Genomic DNA, 21,054 nt, shown 5'->3' on the forward strand with positions numbered 1-21,054 from the left:
CACGCTCCAAGTGGAGGTCTGATGACCAACGACCTGATTGCCAAAGCTGCCATCGACAGGCGCCTGGCCGAGATCGTTACCCCGGTGATCGAGGATCTGGGTTACGAGCTGGTGCGAATCCGGCTGATGTCTGGTAAGGCGACGACGCTGCAGATCATGGCCGATAAGCCTGATGGCGGCATTGAAGTGGACGATTGTGCCGCGATCTCGAACGCGGTCAGTGCGACGTTGGACGTCGAAGATCCGATCATTGACGCCTATGCACTGGAAGTTTCGAGCCCGGGTATTGACCGGCCGCTGACCCGGCTGAAGGACTTTGACATGTTCGAAGGCTACGAGGCCAAGCTGGAGACCGAAGAGCTGGTCGGTGGCCGCCGCCGTTTCAAGGGTGAGCTGGCAGGCACTGAAGAAGATGAGGTTCTGATCAATATCGACGATCAGGGCGAGACCGTGACCATTGGTCTGAAATTTGACTGGCTGAGCGACGCCAAGCTGGTTCTGACTGATGATCTGATCAAAGAAATGCTGCGGCAGCGCAAAGAGGCCGGCACGCTGAACGAAGACGCATTCGACGAAATCGAGACCGAAGAGTCTGACGAGGAGAACAAGTAATGGCTATCACCTCTGCAAACCAGCTGGAGCTGTTGCAAACCGCCGAGGCCGTGGCGCGCGAAAAGATGATCGACCCGGGTCTGGTGATCGAGGCGATGGAAGAGAGCCTCGCCCGCGCGGCCAAGAGCCGCTATGGCGCCGAGATGGACATCCGCGTGTCGATTGACCGCAAGACCGGCCGCGCCACCTTTACCCGAGTGCGCACCGTTGTGGCGGATGAGGAGCTGGAAAACTACCAGGCTGAAATGACCGTCGAGCAGGCGCGTCAATACATGGCGGAGCCCGAGGTCGGCCAGACCTACGTCGAGGAAGTGCCGCCGGTGGAAATGGGCCGGATTGCCGCCCAGTCGGCCAAGCAGGTGATCCTGCAGAAAGTTCGCGAAGCTGAGCGTGACCGCCAGTATGAAGAGTTTAAAGACCGCGCCGGCACTATCATCAACGGCCTAGTCAAGCGCGAGGAATACGGTAACGTTATCGTAGATGTCGGCGCTGGCGAAGCGATCCTGCGCCGCAATGAGAAGATCGGCCGTGAAAGCTACCGCCCGAACGACCGCGTACGCTGCTACATCAAGGACGTGCGCCGCGAGCCGCGCGGCCCGCAGATTTTCCTGTCGCGCACCGCGCCGGAATTCATGGCCGAGCTGTTCAAGATGGAAGTGCCCGAAATCTATGATGGCATTATCGAGATCAAGGCCGTTGCTCGTGACCCTGGGTCGCGCGCCAAGATTGCGGTTATTTCCTATGACGGCTCGATCGACCCGGTTGGTGCCTGTGTCGGTATGCGCGGTTCCCGCGTGCAGGCCGTTGTGAACGAGCTTCAGGGCGAAAAGATCGACATCATTCCGTGGAATGAGGATCAGCCGACCTTCCTGGTGAACGCGCTGCAGCCGGCCGAAGTGTCCAAGGTTGTTCTGGACGAAGAAGCTGGCAAGATCGAAGTTGTGGTGCCGGAAGAGCAGCTGAGCCTGGCCATCGGCCGCCGCGGCCAGAACGTGCGCCTGGCGTCGCAGCTGACCAACCTCGACATCGACATCATGACCGAGGAAGAGGAATCGGCCCGCCGACAGAAGGAATTCGAAGCGCGTACCAAGTTGTTCATGGAAACCCTGGACCTTGACGAATTCTTTGCCCAGCTTCTGGTGTCCGAAGGCTTCACCAATCTGGAAGAAGTCGCCTATGTCGAACTGGACGAACTGCTGGTGATCGACGGTGTCGATGAAGGCACCGCCGAAGAGCTGCAGGCCCGTGCCCGCGACTTCCTGGAAGCCCAGGCCAAGGCGGCGCTGGACGCGGCGCGCGCTCTGGGTGCCGAAGACAGCCTTATCCAGTTTGAAGGCCTGACCCCGCAGATGGTCGAGGCGCTGGCGAAGGACGACGTGAAATCGCTGGAAGACTTCGCCACCTGTGCCGATTGGGAACTGGCCGGCGGCTGGACCAATGACGGCGGTGAGCGAGTCAAGGACGACGGCATCCTGGAGCCCTTCGGCATGTCGCTTGAGGAAGCACAGGATCTGGTGATGACCGCGCGCATCATGCTGGGCTGGGTTGATCCTGAAGAGCTGGAAGCGGAAGCAGCTGAAGGCGAAGAAGCTGGTGAAGAGGAAGGCGAGGCCTGATTTCGGGCCTTGCACAGGAGACCTGCATGACACGCGGCGGCACAACAAAAGACCGGACCGGCGAAAGCGAACGCAAATGCATCGCGACCGGCGAGTCCCAGCCTAAACAGGGCCTCATCCGATTTGTGATGGGGCCTGACGGGCAGGTTGTGCCAGATGTGATGGGCAAGCTGCCCGGCCGCGGTGTCTATGTCGCCTCCAGCCGGGAGGCTCTGGCTGCAGCAGTCAAAAAAAAGCTGTTTGCCCGCGGTTTCAAGGCGCAGGTGCAGGTGCCGGATGAGCTGGTACAGGAAGTCGAGCGGCAGGTAGTCCGCCGCCTGATCGAACTGATCAGCCTGGCGCGCAAATCGGGCGACGCAGTGTCCGGGTTTGAGCGGGTCAAGGATTGGCTGGCCAAGGAAGAGGCCCGGGTGCTGATCCAGGCTTCTGACGGATCCGGGCGCGGGAAGTCGAAGCTGAGCACGCCCTACAAGGGCAAATTCATCGGCTGCCTCACGGCGGACGAGCTGGGAATGGCATTTGGGCGCCAAACTGCGATACATGCCGCCCTCGCCTCTGGCGGACTCAGCAAACGTGTTGTAGATGAGGCGCAACGACTGCAAGGTTTGCGCGAAATGGTGGGCGGCAACGGCCGCACGGAAGGATAAGTAGCTTTATGAGCGATAGTGACGGCAAAAAGACACTGGGTCTGCGTGGGGGTTCCCGTCCGGGGAACGTGAAACAGAGTTTCAGCCATGGACGGACCAAGAATGTCGTAGTGGAAACCAAGCGCAAACGCGTTGTGGTTCCCAAGCCGGGTGCGGCCAAGGGGGGCAGCGGCGCTGCACCTTCCACATCCGGATCGCGCCGGCCAGCCGGCATCAGCGACGCGGAAATGGAGCGCCGCCTGAAGGCACTGCAGGCTGCAAAAGCCCGCGAAGCTGAGGAAGCCGCGCAGCGCGAAGCCGAAGAAAAGGCCCGCGCTGAAGAGCGTGAGCGCCGCCGGGCCGAGGCTGAAGCCAAGGAACGCGAGCAGCGCGAAGCGGAAGAACGCGCGCGTGCTAAAGCCGAAGAAGAAGAGCGTCAGCGTATTGCAGCCGAAGAAGCCGCGAAGCGTGCTGCAGCCGCGCCGGCACCGGAAGCCGCGAAAGCTGAGCGTGCTGCGCCGAACAAGCCTGCCCCTGCTGCAACACCGCGCAAATCCGAACGCGAGCGCGAGCAACGCCCGTCCCGCGGCAAGGGCCGTGACGACAACCGCCGCTCCGGCAAACTGACTCTGGGCCAGGCAACTGGCGGTGAAGGTAACCGCCAGCGCTCGATGGCAGCCATGAAGCGTAAGCAGGAACGTGCGCGGCAGAAGGCCATGGGAGGCTCGGTCGAGCGTGAAAAGGTTGTGCGTGACGTGCAGCTGCCGGAAACCATTGTGGTGTCCGAGCTGGCCAACCGTATGGCAGAACGCGTTGCCGATGTGGTGAAATCGCTCATGCAGATGGGCATGATGGTCACCCAGAACCAGTCGATCGACGCCGATACCGCGGAGCTGATCATCGAGGAATTCGGCCACAAGGTAACCCGTGTTTCCGATGCTGACGTCGAGGACGTGATCAAGGAAGTCGAGGACAAGGAAGACGACCTGAAGCCGCGTCCTCCGGTCATCACCATCATGGGTCACGTCGACCATGGCAAGACATCGCTGCTGGACGCTATCCGAGATGCGCGTGTTGTGGCAGGCGAGGCGGGCGGTATTACCCAGCACATTGGCGCCTATCAGGTGACCACCGAAAGCGGCACGGTGCTGAGCTTCCTGGACACCCCTGGCCACGCGGCCTTTACTTCGATGCGCTCCCGCGGCGCGCAGGTGACGGATATCGTGGTTCTGGTTGTGGCTGCGGATGACGCGGTGATGCCGCAGACCGTCGAAGCCATCAACCACGCCAAGGCTGCGCAGGTTCCGATGATCGTGGCGATCAACAAGATCGACAAGCCGGCAGCCGATCCGACGAGGGTCCGCACCGACCTGCTGCAGCACGAGGTGATCGTGGAGCAGATGTCAGGTGAAGTGCAGGACGTCGAAGTTTCCGCCGTTACCGGACAGGGCTTGGATGAACTGCTGGAAGCCATTGCGCTGCAAGCGGAAATCCTGGAACTGAAAGCCAACCCCGACCGCGCTGCCCAAGGCGCCGTGATCGAGGCGCAGCTGGACGTGGGCCGTGGCCCGGTTGCCACCGTTCTGGTTCAGAACGGCACCCTGCGCCAGGGCGACATCTTTGTTGTGGGTGAGCAGTACGGCAAGGTCCGTGCGCTGATCAACGACAAGGGTGAGCGCGTGCAGGAAGCCGGTCCTTCGGTCCCGGTCGAGGTCCTTGGCCTCAACGGCACCCCGGAAGCGGGTGACGTTCTGAACGTGACGGAGACCGAAGCGCAGGCGCGCGAGATCGCCGCCTACCGCGAGCAGGCCGCCAAGGACAAGCGCGCCGCAGCTGGTGCTGCGACCACGCTGGAGCAGCTGATGGCCAAGGCAAAGGAAGACGAAAACGTCTCCGAACTGCCAATCCTGGTCAAGGCCGACGTGCAAGGTTCCGCCGAAGCCATCGTGCAAGCGATGGAGAAGATCGGCAACGACGAGGTACGTGTGCGCGTGTTGCATTCTGGTGTTGGTGCGATCACTGAAACCGATGTGGGCCTGGCCGAAGCCTCTGGTGCGCCGATTATGGGCTTCAACGTCCGTGCCAATGCTTCGGCCCGCAACACTGCAAACCAGAAGGGTGTGGAGATCCGCTATTACTCGGTGATCTATGACCTGGTGGACGATGTGAAAGCGGCGGCTTCCGGCCTGCTGTCTGCCGAAATCCGCGAGAACTTTATCGGTTACGCTCAGATCAAGGAAGTCTTCAAGGTTACCGGTGTTGGCAAGGTTGCCGGCTGTCTGGTTACCGAAGGTGTCGCCCGCCGTTCGGCTGGCGTGCGTCTGCTGCGCGACAACGTGGTGATCCACGAAGGCACGCTGAAGACCCTGAAGCGCTTCAAGGACGAAGTGTCCGAGGTTCAGTCCGGCCAGGAATGCGGTATGGCGTTCGAAAACTACGACGATATCCGTCCAAACGATGTGATCGAGATCTTCGAACGCGAAGAAGTCACGCGTACGTTGGATTGATAGCTGCGGAAAACGGAATGAATGAGGGCTCTGGTTAGTAACCGGGGCCCTTATTTTCTTACTCGGGTCACTAAGGTGTTCGCAGGAATAAAAGGGCAGCCTTGCAGCTGCCCTTTGCGGCGTTGCCTGGCATGTGTGAGTGGCGGCTCAGGCAGAGGGGGTTACCGGGTGGCCCTTGTATGTTTTGCTACCGACCTGCACCGCTATTTTCCCATCTGGGAATGCCCGTATGAATATGCCCTGAACCAGTGAAAAACTTCCAACCGCGATAGTTCTTAGCATGATCGCCTCATAATCCGCTGTAGTACAGCCTACTGAGTTGGTTTGCTTTTTCAGGTTTGACCAGAATGGTTAACAAAAAGTTCACACGTATTGCCGAGGCGCAGTTAAACACCCGGCAAAAATGTGGGATTTGCCATCGAAAGCCTGGCGTGTGACGGTTCTGGTGTTACCGCTGTGCCGTAGTGTCTGTCGTTTTAGAGCCAGTCGCGCAGGATTGGGATAAGCGGAATATCAGCTGGCGGCATCGCAAAATCGCGAAGGTCCTGCGGGCGGACCCACTTTAACGTTTGACCTTCCTTTGCCTGTGGAATGCCCTCCCATTTTCGGCAAGCAAACAGCGGCATCAGCAAGTGGAAATCCGCATAGGAATGGCTGGCAAAGGTAAGCGGAGCCAGGCAGGAGGCCCAGGTATCAATGCCCAGCTCCTCGTGCAACTCGCGGATCAGTGCGGCCTCCGGTGTTTCACCCGGCTCGATCTTGCCGCCAGGAAACTCCCACAGGCCAGCCATGGACTTGCCTTCCGGCCGCTGCGCAAGAAGCACGCGTCCATCCGCATCGATGAGCGCAACCGCGGAAACCAGAACTGTTTTCATGACCGGTAATCCGCGTTGATTGAGATGTACTGATGGGTGAGATCGCAAGTCCAAACGGTTGCTGAGCCGCTGCCGAGGCCAAGATCGACCTTTATGGTGATTTCCTGCTTCTTCATCTCCGCCGCGCCTAGCTCCTCATTGTAGCCCGGCGAGACCCAGCCCTTTTCAGCAACTAGAACATCGCCAAAGCGAATCGACAGAAGATCGCGGTCTGCGGCAGCGCCGGATTTACCGATTGCCATCACTACTCGGCCCCAGTTGGGATCCTCTCCGGCTAAAGCGGTTTTTACCAAGGGCGAGTTGGCAATTGCCATGCCATGTACTTTGGCATCCTCATTCGAAGCCGCGCCTGTGACCTGAATTTCCACGAACTTTGTGGCGCCTTCACCGTCTCGTACGACCTGGTGCGACAGGTCTAGCATGACCCGTTCCAGTCCAGCCGCAAACTCGGCATTGCCGGTTGCGTCCACGCCAGAAGCGCCAGTAGCGCAGAGCATCAGGCTGTCTGAAGTGGAGGTGTCGCTGTCCACTGTGATGCAATTGAAGCTCCGGTCGCAAATCGCGGCCAGCTGAGCTTGCAGCGCTGCCTGTTCAACCTTTGCGTCAGTGAAGATGTAGACCAGCATTGTCGCCATGTCCGGAGCAATCATGCCGGAGCCCTTGGCAATACCGGCTATTTTGACCGTTTTACCGTCTATACCAACGGTGGCGCAGGAGCCTTTGGCAAAGGTGTCAGTGGTCATAATGGCTTTGGCGGCACCCTCCAGTGCAGTTTCATCAACGGAGTTGTGCAATTCGCTGATCTTGGCAACGATCCTGTCATGGGGCAGTGGTTCGCCAATCACACCGGTGGAGGCGGTAAAGACCCTTTCTGCCGGAATGCCTGTTCGAGCAGCCACAGCCGAAGTTATCTCCGCAACCGAAGTTTGGCCGTAATGGCCTGTGAAGGCGTTGGAGTTGCCCGAGTTCACCAAAATTGCCGCGCCTGCGTTTGTTGCGCCACCCAGCTTGGCCTGGCAATCCAACACTGGCGCAGAACGGGTCTTGGACCGTGTAAAGACACCAGCGACGGATGTCCCTGGCTCCATGACTGCTAGCATCACGTCTGTACGGCCTTGGTATTTGACTCCGGCAGCTGCGGACGCAAATCGCACACCCTTGATCACGGGAAGGTCGGGAAAGCCGGCAGGCGCCAGCGGCGAAACGGGCATGGATTTGGCCATGATCAATTCCTAACCAGGCTAAGGTCTTTGAGAATGGCCGGGTCCAAATCCTCGATCTCAGGCCGTTCGATTTCTGCGGCAGCTGTCAGTTCGTTCACCCGGTCCTCAACCGCTTTCTGGCGCAGTTCACCGGCCAGTTCGGCACGCACTTCTTCGAACTCGGGCGCTTCCGTTTTGCGGCGCTGGTTGAGCAGGATAATATGCCAGCCGAACTGTGTCTGGACCGGACCGGAGACCTCGCCCGAACGCAGTTTCAGGACAGCCTGTTCGAACTCCGGCACCATGCGGCCGGTGGTGAACCAACCTAGATCGCCTCCATTGGGGCCGGAAGGTCCGGTGGAGCGTTCCTTGGCCAGGGTGGCAAAATCAGCGCCTGCGTCCAGCTCAGCCTTTACGTCCAGTGCGTCCTCTTCACTTTCGACCAGGATATGGGCCGCATGAAACTCGTCACCGCCTTCACCGGTGGAGTATTTCTCGTCATAGGCTGCCCGCAGCTGGTCCTCGCCGCTGGCTCTGTCCATGACCGTTTCGATCACATCCGCTGCCAGCATCGCGCGTTCCTCGTTTTCAACTGCAAGCTCGACGTAGTGGGGCACTTCGCCACGCAGTTGCTGTTTAAGCGCGGTCTGCTGGACAAGTTGGTCCAGAATAGCGTTGTAGAGCACCTCGTCGGGCAGTTGTTTGTACTGCTCCGGCAAATTTTCGCGCGCCATGACCATGTGGCCGATGGTGATTTCTTCACCGTTGACGGAGGCAACCACTGTATTGGCGTGCGGCGCTGCTGATACGGCTAGCGGCAGCGCAGCACTGGCGGCAACCGCCATACCGCGCAGAAATGTGAGACCTTTACGCATTGAAACCTTCCTATTCCCCGGCCGCAAGGGGCCGTGCCGTTGACACTCTATACCCTGCCGCTTACATCGCCTTGAGGCCATTGGCAGGACCGTCTTTGCACCATTGTTTATGGGTTGCGGACACGGCGGGCAAGCCTGCCCGATGCAAAGGCCGGACATAGGATCGCTGGAGAAGATATGCTGGGTTTCGGAACACTCGCCAAAAAGGTTTTCGGCACGCCGAATGACCGTAAAGTCAAGGCGACACGGCCGCTGATTGCGCAGATCAACGGGCTGGAAGATGAGTTCGCGAAGCTCAGCGATGATGGGCTGATTGCCAAGACCGAAGAACTTCGCAAACGGGCGCTGGACGGTGAAAGCCTGGACGCGCTGCTGCCCGAAGCCTTTGCCAATGTGCGTGAGGCCGCAAAGCGGGCCCTGGGCCTGCGTGCCTTTGACACCCAGCTGATGGGCGGAGTCTTTCTCCATCAGGGTAACATTTCCGAGATGAAGACGGGCGAGGGTAAGACACTAGTGGCGACCTTCCCGGCTTACCTGAACGCGCTGACCGGCAAGGGCGTGCACGTGGTTACCGTGAACGAATACCTGGCCAAGCGCGACAGCGAATGGATGGGCAAGGTGTTTGCTCAGTTGGGTATGACCACCGGCGTGATCTGGTCGGGCCAGCCCGATGCTGAGAAGATGGCCGCCTATCAAAGCGACGTCACCTATGCGACGAACAACGAGCTGGGTTTCGACTACCTGCGCGATAACATGAAACCTTCGCTGGATCAGGTGTTCCAAAAGCAGCACAACTTTGCGATCGTCGACGAGGTGGATTCAATTCTGATCGACGAGGCCCGCACCCCGCTGATCATCTCCGGTCCGGCAGAGGACCGTTCGGAGCTGTACTCTACCATCGACAAAGTGATTCCGCTGCTGGCGGAAGACCACTATGAGATCGACGAGAAGACACGCGGCGTGACCTTCACGGAGGATGGCAACGAATATCTGGAACAGGTCCTGCGTGAGCATGGGCTGCTGGAGTCTGAGGCGTCGCTATACGACCCCGAAAGCACCACAGTGGTGCACCACGTGAATCAGGCGCTGCGTGCACACAAGCTGTTCCAAAGGGACAAGGACTATATCGTCCGCGACGGCCAGGTGGTTCTGATCGACGAATTCACCGGCCGGATGATGCCGGGCCGCCGATTGTCCGAAGGCCTGCATCAGGCCATCGAAGCCAAGGAAGACGTTCAGATCCAGCCGGAGAACACCACCTTGGCCTCCGTCACCTTCCAGAACTACTTCCGTCTCTATGAAAAGCTGTCCGGTATGACCGGCACGGCGATGACCGAGGCTGAGGAATTTGCCGAAATTTATGGTCTTGGTGTGGTAGAAGTGCCGACCAACCGACCGATTGCCCGGGCAGACGAGGACGATCAAGTCTACCGCACCGCCCGTGAAAAATACGAAGCGATGATCAAGGAAGCCACGAAGGCGCATGAAAAGGGCCAGCCGGTCCTTTTGGGCACCACCTCGATCGAGAAATCTGAACTGCTGAGCCAGATGCTGCAGCACGAAGGTATTCCGCATAACGTTCTGAATGCCCGTCACCACGAGCAGGAAGCGCAAATTGTCGCCGATGCCGGCCGCTTTGGCGCGGTGACTATCGCCACCAACATGGCTGGCCGTGGCACCGACATTCAGCTCGGCGGCAACGTGGAGATGAAGGTACTGGAGGCGCTGGCGGCAAACCCAGAAGCCGATCCAGCAGAACTGCGTGCGGCTGAAGAAGCCAAACACGCGGAAGAGAAGCAAAAGGTGCTGGATGCTGGCGGTCTGTTCGTAATGGCGTCTGAGCGGCACGAAAGCCGCCGCATCGACAATCAGCTGCGCGGCCGCTCCGGCCGTCAGGGCGACCCGGGTCGCACGCGCTTCTATCTCAGTCTCGAAGACGACCTGATGCGCATCTTCGGTTCCGAGCGTCTGGACAAGCTGCTGTCGTCTCTGGGCATGAAAGAGGGTGAAGCGATCATCCACCCCTGGGTGAACAAGTCGCTGGAACGCGCTCAGGCCAAAGTCGAGGGCCGCAATTTCGACATGCGCAAAAATGTTTTGAAATTCGACGACGTGATGAACGATCAGCGTAAGGTGATTTTCAAGCAGCGCCGCGAGATCATGGCGGCAGAAGACTTGTCTGAAATCACCAATGACATGCGCCATGAGGTGATCGACGATCTGCTGGATGTTCACATGCCGCCCAAGACCTATGCTGACCAGTGGGATACACAGGGTTTGCAGGAACAGGTCCGCGAAATGCTGTCCATTGATGCTCCGGTAGCCGATTGGGCCGCGGAGGAAGGTGTCGACGACGAGCAAATCCGCGAGCGGCTGGTAGATGCGTCAGACAAGATGATGGCGGAGAAGGCTGAGGCCTTTGGTCCGGAGAACATGCGGAACATCGAGAAGCAGGTGCTGCTGCAGACCATCGACAAGAAATGGCGCGAGCACTTGCTGACGCTGGAGCATCTGCGTTCGGTCGTAGGTTTCCGCGGCTATGCGCAGCGCGATCCCTTGAACGAGTACAAGAACGAAAGCTTCCAGCTGTTTGAGAGCATGCTTGACAGTTTGCGGGAGGAAGTCTCCCAGCAGCTCAGCCGGGTGCGTCCGATGACTGAGGAAGAGCAGCAGCAGATGCTGATGGAGATGGCTGCGCGCCAGGCAGCCATGCAGCAGATGGCGGCACAGGCTTCGGGGGCAGAGGCCCCGACGGAGGCTGCGGCTCCCGGTTTTGTTGAAGATGATCCTTCGACTTGGGGAAATCCTTCGCGCAACGACAAGTGCCCTTGCGGATCCGGCAAGAAGTTCAAGCACTGCCACGGCAGCCTAGCCTAACTGATACACTTAAGTCGCCTAGTATCAATTATCGGAGGCACGCTTAGAAGCAAAAGGGGGGGAGTGCCCCTACAGGTTTTCTCAACTTACGGCCTTGGCTTGAAGTGGCGCTGCATTTGCGTGCAGCGCCATAGCTGTCTTTAAAAGGAGAGATAAGGCCGAGCCGGAACGCCCGCAGCGCAGCTAAGTGCGTCTGTATTGTTTCCTAGCGAGCAACGAAGATGGGAGAATTGCCGGATTCTCTCCTGTATGCGGCCACAAACTGGCCGTCTTTTCCGGGCAGGCTTCCTCCACCAAGCTGGTTCAGGAGGTGCCCATGCTGACGAAACAGGTGATGCTGACAAGTGCGCTGACGCTGGCATGCGCCTTGGGGATCGGGGTCTATATGCAGGCATTCGGAACAGACCGTGAAGCTGGTTCTGCCCTTAAAGCTGCCGCTGCCGGTGCTGAATTGCCATCGGAACCTAGCGGGGCGGAACTGCAAATCGAAAAAATTGCTTTGACCTCTGCTAATCCAGCATCTGCCCGGGAATCTGCGGACCACCAGAGTTCAGAGCCGGAGCCTGAGAGCTCTTGCCGTATGACAGCCGCAGCCAAGGCAGCTCCGCTGGCGATGGTTGCTTTCTCGGTTGATGCTGCATGCCGCGCAAACGAACGCCTTACAGTGCACCACAGTGGTATGAGTTTTACTGTCTCTCTGGACGAAGCCGGGCGCTATGAAGGGCTTGTGCCGGCCTTAACTCAGACTGCAGTCTTTATCGCTGAAATTTCCGGTGGCGCAGGTGCGGTTGCTGTCGTCGAAGTTCCCGATATTGGGGCTGTGGAACGTGTGGTCGTACAATGGAGTGGCCACAGTGGGATTGAACTGCACGCGCGGGAGTTTGGAGCTGCTTACGGCAGTGCGGGTCATGTCTGGCACGGTGCCGGCGACCAAGCCGGGATTGGCCGGGTTATGCGGCTCGGCGATGAAAGCCAGTTAGCACCGCGCATTGCCGAGATGTACAGCCTGCCGTCCAGTTTGCCCGGACAGGACGGGAGAGTTTCCTTGACCGCCGAGGCCGAAATTACCGCCAGAAATTGCGGGCGGGATATCTATGCTCAGGCGCTGCAGTTGCATAGCGGCAGACTCAGCAGCCGTGATCTGGTTATGGCAATGCCGGATTGCGATGCACAAGGCAGTTTTCTGGTGTTGAATAATCTGATGGAAGACCTGAAGATTGCCGCCAACTGATTTGCGGTAATTTCAGGTATCAACATGACCTTCTTCCGTGCGGCCGTTTGCGCCGCACTTTTTCTGGCAGCTCTTGCGCGCGCACTCGCGGCCCAGGACGTCACATTGTCTTCCCCGGACGGCGCCGTTGAAATCACAGGCACTCTGCTGGGTTTTGATGGTGAGTTCTACCGGGTGCAGACCCAATTCGGCGAACTGACTGTTGATGGGTCAGGTGTTTCCTGTGACGGGCCGGGGTGTCCAAGCCTGTCTGGATTTGTTGCGGAGATCACTTTCGCCGGTTCCTCTGCGATGTCGGAAGTTCTGCTGCCTGCGCTGATCGAGGGATTTGCACTGCGCAATGGGTATCAGACGCGCAGGGAAGCTCTTCCTGCAGGGAACTTCAGCCATGTGCTTTTGCGCGGGCAGAAGCCTGCGGCGCGGTTCACTTTTACTGCCAGCAATACTGACGCAGGATTTGCGGCTCTCATCGCGGATGAGGCGGATATTGCTATGGCGCTTCGGGAAATACGTCCCCTTGAACGCAAGGCTGCACGGGCGGCAGGTTTAGGGGATCTAACAGGGGTGGGACGCAGCCGTGTGCTGGCGCTGGATGCCTTTGTGCCAGTGGTGGCGCCGAGCAATCCGGTGCGCGAAATCACTCTGCCGCAGCTGGCTGGCATCTTGTCAGGACAAATCACCAATTGGCGGGAGCTTGGCGGCCCCGATGCTCCCGTTTCGATCCATATGCCGGTGTCCGCTTCCGGTTTGTCTCAGGCGGTCGAAGACAAGCTGATGAACCCATCCGGGACTGCGTTTACTTCTGCCATCCAGAGACATGACCGCAGCAGCTTGCTGGTCCGTAGGGTGATGATTGACCCCTTTGCCATAGGTATCGCTAGCTATGCTGAGAAAGGCGCAGCCCGGGTTCTGACGCTGACTGGGCCCTGCGGATTTTTCCTGCAAGCCGGCCGTCGGGCAGTGAAAACTGAGGACTACCCGCTGACAGTTCCGATGTTCCTGTACCTGCCGGCCCGGCGTCTTCCCAAAGTGGCGCGGGACTTTCTCGCCTATGTGCGCGGACCGGCAGCGCAGGCAGTGATCCGCCGTGCCGGATTTGTGGATCAGGCTCCAGAACTGATCCCGGTCAGCCGTCAAGGCAACCGGCTTGCTAATGCCATTCAAGCAGCGGAAGAAAACGGCGGCCTGGCGGAATTGCAGCGTTTGGTGACTGAGTTGGGTGGAATGCGGCGGCTGACCGTCTCTTTCCGTTTCGAACCTGGCTCCTCGCGCCCGGACGCTCAGTCCCGCTCCAACATTGAGCAACTGGCCAGGGCGCTGGAAGCAGGGGAGTTTGACTCAAAGGAAGTTATCTTTGCAGGATTTTCAGATGGTGTTGGGCCCGCGGCAGGCAACCGGCAAATTGCGTTGAAGCGGGCTGGAGCGGTACGTGATGCGGTGATCAAGGCCGCGGAAACAGCAGACACTGGCCGTGTCAAAATCCGAGCTGAAGGATTTGGTGAAGTTTTGCCAATGGCCTGTGATGACAGCGATTGGGGCCGCCAGATCAATCGCAGGGTAGAGGTCTGGGTGCGCTAGAAAAGAGTATTTAAGAAATTGGTCAACAGTTTGCCGCTGGCTAGGCTGTTGTTGTTCCGAGAAGATAGCGGTAGCCGCGAAGAACTGTCTGCAGCAGTTTAAACCGATTCACTCAACTAGCTAGCTAACCGAGTGGCCCACAGCAGCGGCTGGTCGAAGTTATACATTACAAGTTTTCCATCCCCGGTGACCTCCACACGGTTGGTTAGGCTGATCTGTTGCATGAACTCCCGTTCGGTAATCATGATTGCTTCATCGCACAGCCCTCCACCGATTTGGAACGGTGAGAACATAAAGTTCTCGAGGTCAGGGCCGAAAGTTGTGGTGAAGCTCCGGCAAGGGCTGGAGCCGTAGAGTGTGCCATCTTCGAAATCAAATCGCAGATTTTCAGATGGGTCCAGATCGACGTCCTTAACCTTCTGGACGATCCAGGCACCGTCGAGATCTGCTGCCGTGGTTGTGACCATGGGTATTCCTCCGCTTTGTCCGCTCCCGCCATCAGAGGCAAATGAGAAAACGGCCAACCCGACGCAAACCCCTGAAAACGCCGTAAGAAACACGGCGCCGGCTAAGCGCGAACCCCTCACGTGCCACAACCAGTCGGTCGGATAATCATTTATGCCTCTCTTTAATGCACATGGACCTTTAGTCTGCGCAGCCAGCCAGAATTGACAAGAAAAAATCTTGCTGGAATCCGGCTTCTATGCAACGCTTGATGGTGGCAGAAATAACCTACTGTTTTAAAATAGTTTTTAGTCCTGGGAGTGTCCCCATGCCACTTGACGCATCCGCCGCAAAAGAAATCAAACAGCAGATGACACTCGCCCGCAAACGCGCGTTGTCCTTCGGGTTGTGCTTTGGCAAGAAGATCGAGAATTCGGTGTTCCTCACTCACAAGACCAAGGCTGCCAAGGTGCTGGGCAAGCAAGCGAAATCCGATGGCGAAACCCCGCAGTTCAGCTTCGGCACCCTGAAGCTGGACGGCAAGGAACTGTCGATGTCGGTCGAGGGCAAGATCGTGCCTGGCATGGCCCGCAAGGCCAAGAAGATGTTCATGGTGGTCGGGCTCAAGTACAAGATCCTTATTCTCGACCCCTCCGGCAATGTCGTCGAGTCGGAGGCCGATGATGAGGATGAAACGGCAGAGGACGTCCCCCAGGCCGCCCCGGCCGCCAGCGGCGACACCGCCACCGAAGCGTCGGCTGAGGCGCCGGCCGCCCCCTCCGCCGAACCGGATCCGGCAGAGGCCAAGTGGAAAACCACCGCTGCCAAGGTCGAGACCAACATGGCGAAGCTCCGTGACATCGCCGGCATCGACCTCTCCAAGGCAGAGACGCTGTGGAAGGCGATCCAGGCCAAGGCCGAGGGCAGCGGCTTTACCGCCGCGCTGGAGCATATCGCCAAGCTCTCCGCCGAGATGAAGACCGCCGCTCAGGATGCCGCCGCCCGCGCCAAGCGGCAGAGCCTGCTGGAAGGCAAGTGGCAGCAGGCGGCAGCCAAGCTGGAGCCGCTGATCGATGAGGTGCTGGCACTGAAGACTGCGCAGTCGGAGAAGATTGAAACCGTCTGGACCCAAATCAAGGCCCGCGTGGCCGCCAGCCCGCCGGATTATGAGGGCGCGCTCAAGGCAGTCGGCCCGCTGGCGCAGGCGATTTCCAAGGCCCGCCAGACCGCCACCGATGCAGGCGGCGGGGAGGCGGCTCCTGCCAGCACCGAGGCAGCAGCAGGCGGTGATACCGCGACCGCAACCAAACCCGAAGCCCCGGCCAAGGCGCCGGAACAGGCCGCACCACCCTCCGGCGACACCGGCAGCGAGACCGGGGACGCCACCGTCGACGAACAGATCGCCCGGATCGAGGCCGCGCTCAAAGCACTAAAGGACGGGCCGGTCAAGACCTACAACACCATGGTGCCGGAAGCGGTCAGCCAGACCCCTGACAAGTGGAAAGCCGCGCTCGACAAGGTTGCGGCGCTGGCCGCGCAGGCCAAGGCCAAGCCCGAGGATGCCAGCGGCGCCAAGCTGGATGCCGGCGAAAAGGCGCTGGACGCTCTGGAAAAGGCGGTTGCCGCCGACACTCAGGCCAAGACCGCGTTCCAAAAGGCTCTGGAAATCTTCGATCTGCGCATGGTGCCTCTGACCAGCCACCCCAAGGCCACGGCGCCCGAAATCGCACCTGAAATCACCCGCATTACCGGACTGCGCACCGCCGCGGCGGACAAGGCCAAAGCGCATGATCTGAAAACGGCCACCGCCGACTTGACTGCGGCCGAAGCGGAGATTGCCAAGGCCGAAATCCTGGCCGATGAGTTCGCCCATTTCATGGCGCTCGATCCCGACCGCAAGGCGCTGGCCGACGCGGCCCGCGGCGTAACAGTCGGCGATCCGGCAGTGGATGACGCCGCGCGCGAGATGGAGCGGCTTTATGATGCCGCGCAGCAGGACAAGGCCGCCAAGAAATTCAAGGATGGCATCCAGAAGCTGGACGAAGTCGCCAAGGTCTATGAACGAACCGCCAAGGTGCGCAAACAGCGCAAGCTGTATGAGGACTGGCGCCCCAAGGTCAAACAGTGGATCGACCACTGGGCGGGCCTCACAGCGGCGATCAAGAACCTGCTCAAGGATAAGTTGGACGAGGCCAAGGGTCATTACACCGATTCAGATGTTGCCACGAGCAAGGATTACACCGAGTCGATCAAGCTACTCAGCAAGTTCTGGGGTCTCCTGCCCTTCCTCAAAAAGGAAATCCCGGTTGTTCAGCAGTATGCTCCGAAGCTGACGGCCTTTGAGGCCAAGCTGAAAGAGTTCAAAGACCACGATGGTGCTTCGGGCATTCAGGTGATCATCCTCAAGATGGAGGCGGACCTCGCCTCGGCAAAGGCCGAAGCGGTGCTGCACAAGTACTCCACCGCCCTGACCCTGCTGGACGCCACCCAGGGCGATTGGCCCGCTGCGACCGCCCAAGCGGACGCCTGTAAGGCCTACAAGGAAAAACGCGTGGCAGTTCAGGGCAAGATCGACCCGCTCAAGAACGTGCCGCAGGCTGCAACCATGCTGGAAGATGCCAAGGCCCTGATGGCCGAGGCGGCAGCAGCGGCGCTGAAGCTGGACTTCACCACCGCCAGCAACTGTGTGGCAGATGCCGAGAAACGCGCCGACAGCGCCAAGGCCGCGGCAGAGGCCACTGTGGAGCTGGACGGGATGACAGACACCGCCGCGCTCGACGATCTGAAAAAGAAGTGGGATCCGGCATTCAAGGTATTCACTGATGTCCGCGATAAGGTGGTAGCAGCCGATACCGGCAATGACTTCACCGCGCTGATCGCCAAGGCTCAATTGCCCGCGGCGGAGGCCGAAAAAGCCAAGACGGCCAAGAAGTTCGATGATGCCCGGGCGCACCTGGACAGCGCCATCTCCAATCTCAAGATGGCAATGGTGCTGATCCACCAGCACCGCGCCTACGGCGAATTGAAGGCCTCGTTGGCGGCGCAGATTGCGGCGCTGGTACCGCTGAACGATGCCAATTGCGTGCAGCCGCATATCGACGACGCTAACAAACTGAGCGGCGAAGCGGACGATCTGATCAAGCCGGAAGGCTATGACTATAAGGGTGGTGAGGCAAAGATCGCCGCCGCGCGCAAGATTGTAGAGCAAGCCCGCGCCGATGGCGAGCTGTTCAAAACCATCAAGGCGGACCGCACCAAGGCCGCTGCTATCATCGCCAAGATCACCACCGAAGGCGGCGATGTCGAAGCCCAGCTGACCCACCGCAAGACCGAAGTTCAGGACCTGCTCGACGAAAGCACCACCAAGCAGACCGCCCGCGATTTCAAGGGTGCCGCGGAGAAGGCCAAGGCGGCGGCGGGCTGGGCGAAAGCAACGGACGAGGATCTGAAAAACCTGAAAACCGTGCTGGGCTGGGAAACCCCCTTCTTCAAGACGCCCCGCGCTACCCTGATCGGCCCCGGCAAGGAGGCCGGAGTGCATCAGATCGCCCGTGCCGATGCGGATTTCGCCAAGTATGAGGCGATGAAGGCTGCGCATACCTATTCTGCCGCGCTGCGGATGTTCGAAAAGGCGTATCAGAAGATTGAGGCCTGCAAGCTGCTGATCGCGGCAGCGGCCCCCTATAATCAGAGCGTGACAGATGCCCAAGCGGCGGTGGATGCGCTGGCACCGGAAAACAACGATGCTACCAAAGACCGGATCAAGGCGATGGCGGACCGGCTCACGGCCGCCAAACTGGACCTCGCTCGGACCGATCTGGACAGCAACGACTATACCCAGGCGATCAAGCTCTTGAAGCAAATCACCGAAGACGCCAAGGCGCTGCTGCAATCCATCAAGGGGTCTTCCGATTATGAACCTGCCCGCGCCGCTGCCGAGGCCAAGCTGGCCGAAGCCAGGGGCCACAAGCACGCAGACGCGATCCAGGCCCAGTTGACCCGGCTGACAGCGAAATACGACAACTTGGTCAAGCTGGCCCCCAGCGATTACGCCACCGCCAAGACTATGGCCGAGGAAGTCACGAAATCCGCCGAGGAGGCAATCAGCTCCGCCAATACCCACGGCATCCTGGAAGCGGTGAACTCCGCCATCGGCGGCGACGAGGACAGCGCCCCCTGGTGGCCGCAGGTGCAGGCGGCGAAACTGTCGATCAAGGCAGTGGGCAGCCGCGAGAACGCCGGCGTCGCCAAGACCCATCTGGACACCGCCAATACCGAGATTGAGAACTGCCAGAAGGACGGGCTGGACGCCAAGATCGCCAAGGGCCATCTCAAGGCAGCGCTGGAGGCCTGCAACACTGCCAATGAGGTAATCTCGCAATATGCCTTCATCGCGCAGGAAATCGTCCGCGCCCGCGCCGCCCTGCCGCCGGTTACCGGCCACGCTGAGGCGGCCTATGTGAAGGATGAGACGGACGCGGTTGAAAAACTGCTGGATGGAGCCGAAACCGCGGCCAAGGGCGGCCAGAACTATGCCAAGGTCAGCAGCGATATCGAGGCGGCCATTGCCCAGACCAAGATCGCGCTGGAAATGGCGGGGCAGCACAAGCAATACAAGGAGCTGCGCGCCAAACCGGAGGTCGAGCCGCGCCTGGCAGTGCTGGAAAAACACGAGCACCGCTACGCTATCAAGCCCAGTATCGACACTATGCGCAAGAAGCTGGGTGATGCTGCGGCAGCTGTGGCCGGCAAGAAGCCGGGCGAGGGCGTCAAGCTTCTGGAGGAGGCCCGCGCCATTGGCACCAGCGCCTTTGTGATGGCGGAAATGCGCGCCAACACTCCGCCCAAGGAAGACGACATCAAGGAAATCCTGTCGCGCCCCAATGGCACGGCTGAACTGGACGCAATGATCGACAACCTGGAGCCGGAAGCTCAGCGTGCCGTGGTCAAGGTCGCGTTCAAGGCGCGTTTTGGATGCGATATCAAGAACTTCAGCAACGAGAACCTGGCCCCGGCCTCGGAAATTGCCGACAACAACCTGAAAGGGCCGAACATCGTCGCCTTCTACAAGGCGATGCAGGACCTGCCGCTGGATCACACGCTGAACAACGACTCGCTGCAAAGCTTTGCGGTGAACGAGGCCGCCAAGGGCGGTTCCAAGTACCAAAGCGACAAGAAGCGGATCGTGATGCACGAAGGCGATGCCGGGGCCTCGCCCAATTACGCCTTTGGTAGCGACGATGCGGTCGGCAGCCTGGACGATGCCGCCACCCCGGAAGAGCGCGCAGAGCTGGAGAAATGCAAACCCGCCAACGAGGAACCGGTCACCTTCTTCAACTGGAACACCCTGCATGAGGTCGGCCATGCGGTCGACGACAAGCAGAGCTTCATGAAGAACAACGGCAAGAAGAAGGACTTTGGCGGCTGGACCGAACACGGCATGGATATTTCTGGCATCGCAGACAAGATTGCCAAGAAATTCAGCTATGATACGGCCTATGTCACTGAATACATGGCCCATAACAAAAGCGCCCATGTGCCGCCCAGGCCGGAGGATGAAACCTGCTCGGATGAGGACTGGGAAAGCCGCCGGATTAAGATGGAGGCCTTTGTCGATATGGCCTCGGAACCGGCCAAGCCCTGGTCCAGCATGGCCACCGCCAAGAAGCTGGCAATCGGCGGGGTGGTCTATCAGGAAAGCTACCCCAACAGCTGGAACTCCTATCTGCTCAGCGAGCGCGCCAAGGGGATCACCGGCTACCAATTCCGGGCGCCGGGGGAGTGGTTCTCGGAGCTGTATGCCGCCTTTCATTCCGGCAAGCTGAAGCCGAACCACCCTGCCGTTGGCTGGCTGGAAAAACTCTGACCTGTTGAAAGGCTTCTGACCGATGTCCCTATTTCACCCCGTCAATCTGGTCTGCCCGCAGTGTGAGGCGCCGGTGACCATGATGGCCGTGGGCAGCGTAAACGCCGACCGGCGGCCTGACCTGCGCGACGATATCCTGCAAGACCGGTTTCAGGACTGCGCCTGCGATGCCTGCGGCGAAAGCTTCCGGCTGCAGCCTCAGTTCAACTATCTGGATGCAGGCCGCGGCCAGTGGATTGCCGCGATGCCTGCCAGCCGCCTGCGCGACCATCTGGAACTGGAGGACGAGGCCAGGGAGCTGTTCGGCGCCAGCTATGGTGCCAGCGCCCCGGCGGCGGCCCGCGACGTCGGCAGCGGCCTGGCGGCGCGCCTCACTTTCGGCTGGCCTGCAGTGCGGGAGAAGCTGCTGATTAAGCAGCTGGGACTGGATGACGTGATCGTCGAAATGATGAAGCTGCACATCCTACGCAGCGTGGAAACGGTTCCGCTGGCAGAAGGCATCGAACTGCGTCTGACCGAAGCGGATGAAGAGGAAGACAGCTATGTGTTCGCCTGGCTGGAAACGGCGTCAGAGCAATACCTTGAATACATGACCGTCCCGGCAGAGCTCTACCGTGCCATCCAGGGCAACCCGGAGGGCTGGGCCGCCGTCCGCGGGCGGCTGGACAACGGTTATTTCGTGGACATGCAGAAGCTGTACATGGGCGAAGGGCGCCAGGCAGAGTGATCTAGTTCTGTCTGACCA

General features: G+C 59.7%; 13 protein-coding genes. 9 read left to right on the forward strand and 4 right to left on the reverse strand.

Annotated elements, in window-relative coordinates:
* Nucleotides 1-21 precede the first annotated feature (21 nt).
* From rimP to infB, 4 genes are read left to right on the forward strand one after another with little or no spacing between them, the layout of a single operon-like run.
* Nucleotides 22-612, forward strand: a complete 591-nt coding sequence (gene rimP, locus RA24_RS14535) for a ribosome maturation factor RimP (protein WP_039172090.1) — start codon at nt 22-24, stop codon at nt 610-612.
* Entirely contained in the window at nt 612-2,228 is a 1,617-nt protein-coding gene (nusA, locus tag RA24_RS14540; protein WP_039147605.1) for a transcription termination factor NusA, read from the forward strand. The genes rimP and nusA overlap by 1 nt, the downstream gene beginning before the upstream one ends.
* Before the next feature lie 26 nt (nt 2,229-2,254).
* Nucleotides 2,255-2,875 (forward strand): RNA-binding protein, encoded by a 621-nt coding sequence (locus RA24_RS14545; RefSeq protein WP_019295266.1) that lies wholly within the window; start codon nt 2,255-2,257, stop codon nt 2,873-2,875.
* A gap of 8 nt (nt 2,876-2,883) precedes the next feature.
* Nucleotides 2,884-5,361 carry a translation initiation factor IF-2 gene (gene infB / locus RA24_RS14550; protein WP_019295265.1) on the forward strand — a complete coding sequence of 826 codons (2,478 nt, stop codon included), beginning with the start codon at nt 2,884-2,886 and terminating at the stop codon, nt 5,359-5,361.
* 476 nt (nt 5,362-5,837) lie between these two features.
* Here the strand turns inward: infB and mutT are convergent, their stop codons facing one another.
* From mutT to RA24_RS14565, 3 genes are read right to left on the reverse strand one after another with little or no spacing between them, the layout of a single operon-like run.
* A complete protein-coding gene (gene mutT, locus RA24_RS14555; RefSeq protein ID WP_019295264.1) occupies nt 5,838-6,236 on the reverse strand; it encodes an 8-oxo-dGTP diphosphatase MutT in 399 nt (132 codons plus the stop codon).
* Nucleotides 6,233-7,459, reverse strand: a complete 1,227-nt coding sequence (argJ, locus tag RA24_RS14560; protein ID WP_039192405.1) for a bifunctional glutamate N-acetyltransferase/amino-acid acetyltransferase ArgJ — start codon at nt 7,457-7,459, stop codon at nt 6,233-6,235. The genes mutT and argJ overlap by 4 nt, the downstream gene beginning before the upstream one ends.
* A gap of 2 nt (nt 7,460-7,461) precedes the next feature.
* A complete protein-coding gene (locus RA24_RS14565; RefSeq protein WP_019295262.1) occupies nt 7,462-8,313 on the reverse strand; it encodes a foldase protein PrsA in 852 nt (283 codons plus the stop codon).
* Nucleotides 8,314-8,490: 177 nt separating this feature from the next.
* On the opposite strand from RA24_RS14565, the gene secA reads away from it, so the two are divergent.
* The 3 genes from secA (at nt 8,491) to RA24_RS14580 (ending at nt 13,999) form a co-directional block, all read left to right on the forward strand.
* Nucleotides 8,491-11,190 (forward strand): preprotein translocase subunit SecA, encoded by a 2,700-nt coding sequence (gene secA, locus RA24_RS14570; RefSeq protein WP_039172104.1) that lies wholly within the window; start codon nt 8,491-8,493, stop codon nt 11,188-11,190.
* A 316-nt stretch (nt 11,191-11,506) separates the two neighbouring features.
* On the forward strand, nt 11,507-12,421 hold the full coding sequence (locus RA24_RS14575; protein WP_039192407.1) for a hypothetical protein: 915 nt from the start codon (nt 11,507-11,509) through the stop codon (nt 12,419-12,421).
* A gap of 24 nt (nt 12,422-12,445) precedes the next feature.
* Nucleotides 12,446-13,999: a phosphate ABC transporter substrate-binding/OmpA family protein gene (locus RA24_RS14580; protein ID WP_039192410.1), complete on the forward strand. Its 1,554-nt coding sequence runs from the start codon at nt 12,446-12,448 to the stop codon at nt 13,997-13,999.
* A 116-nt stretch (nt 14,000-14,115) separates the two neighbouring features.
* Here the strand turns inward: RA24_RS14580 and RA24_RS14585 are convergent, their stop codons facing one another.
* Nucleotides 14,116-14,466 carry an META domain-containing protein gene (locus RA24_RS14585; protein WP_039147615.1) on the reverse strand — a complete coding sequence of 117 codons (351 nt, stop codon included), beginning with the start codon at nt 14,464-14,466 and terminating at the stop codon, nt 14,116-14,118.
* A 347-nt stretch (nt 14,467-14,813) separates the two neighbouring features.
* Between RA24_RS14585 and RA24_RS14590 the strand changes: the two genes are divergently transcribed.
* The gene (locus RA24_RS14590) at nt 14,814-20,309 is read left to right on the forward strand and encodes a hypothetical protein (protein ID WP_039192412.1); all 5,496 of its coding nucleotides are present in this window, start codon (nt 14,814-14,816) and stop codon (nt 20,307-20,309) included.
* 22 nt (nt 20,310-20,331) lie between these two features.
* Complete coding sequence (locus RA24_RS14595) at nt 20,332-21,036, forward strand: CpXC domain-containing protein (RefSeq protein ID WP_019295256.1); 705 nt, start codon at nt 20,332-20,334, stop codon at nt 21,034-21,036.
* The last annotated feature ends 18 nt before the right edge of the window (nt 21,037-21,054 follow it).

Origin of the sequence: Leisingera sp. ANG-M6 (assembly GCF_000813905.1) — a bacterium.
Classification (GTDB): domain Bacteria; phylum Pseudomonadota; class Alphaproteobacteria; order Rhodobacterales; family Rhodobacteraceae; genus Leisingera.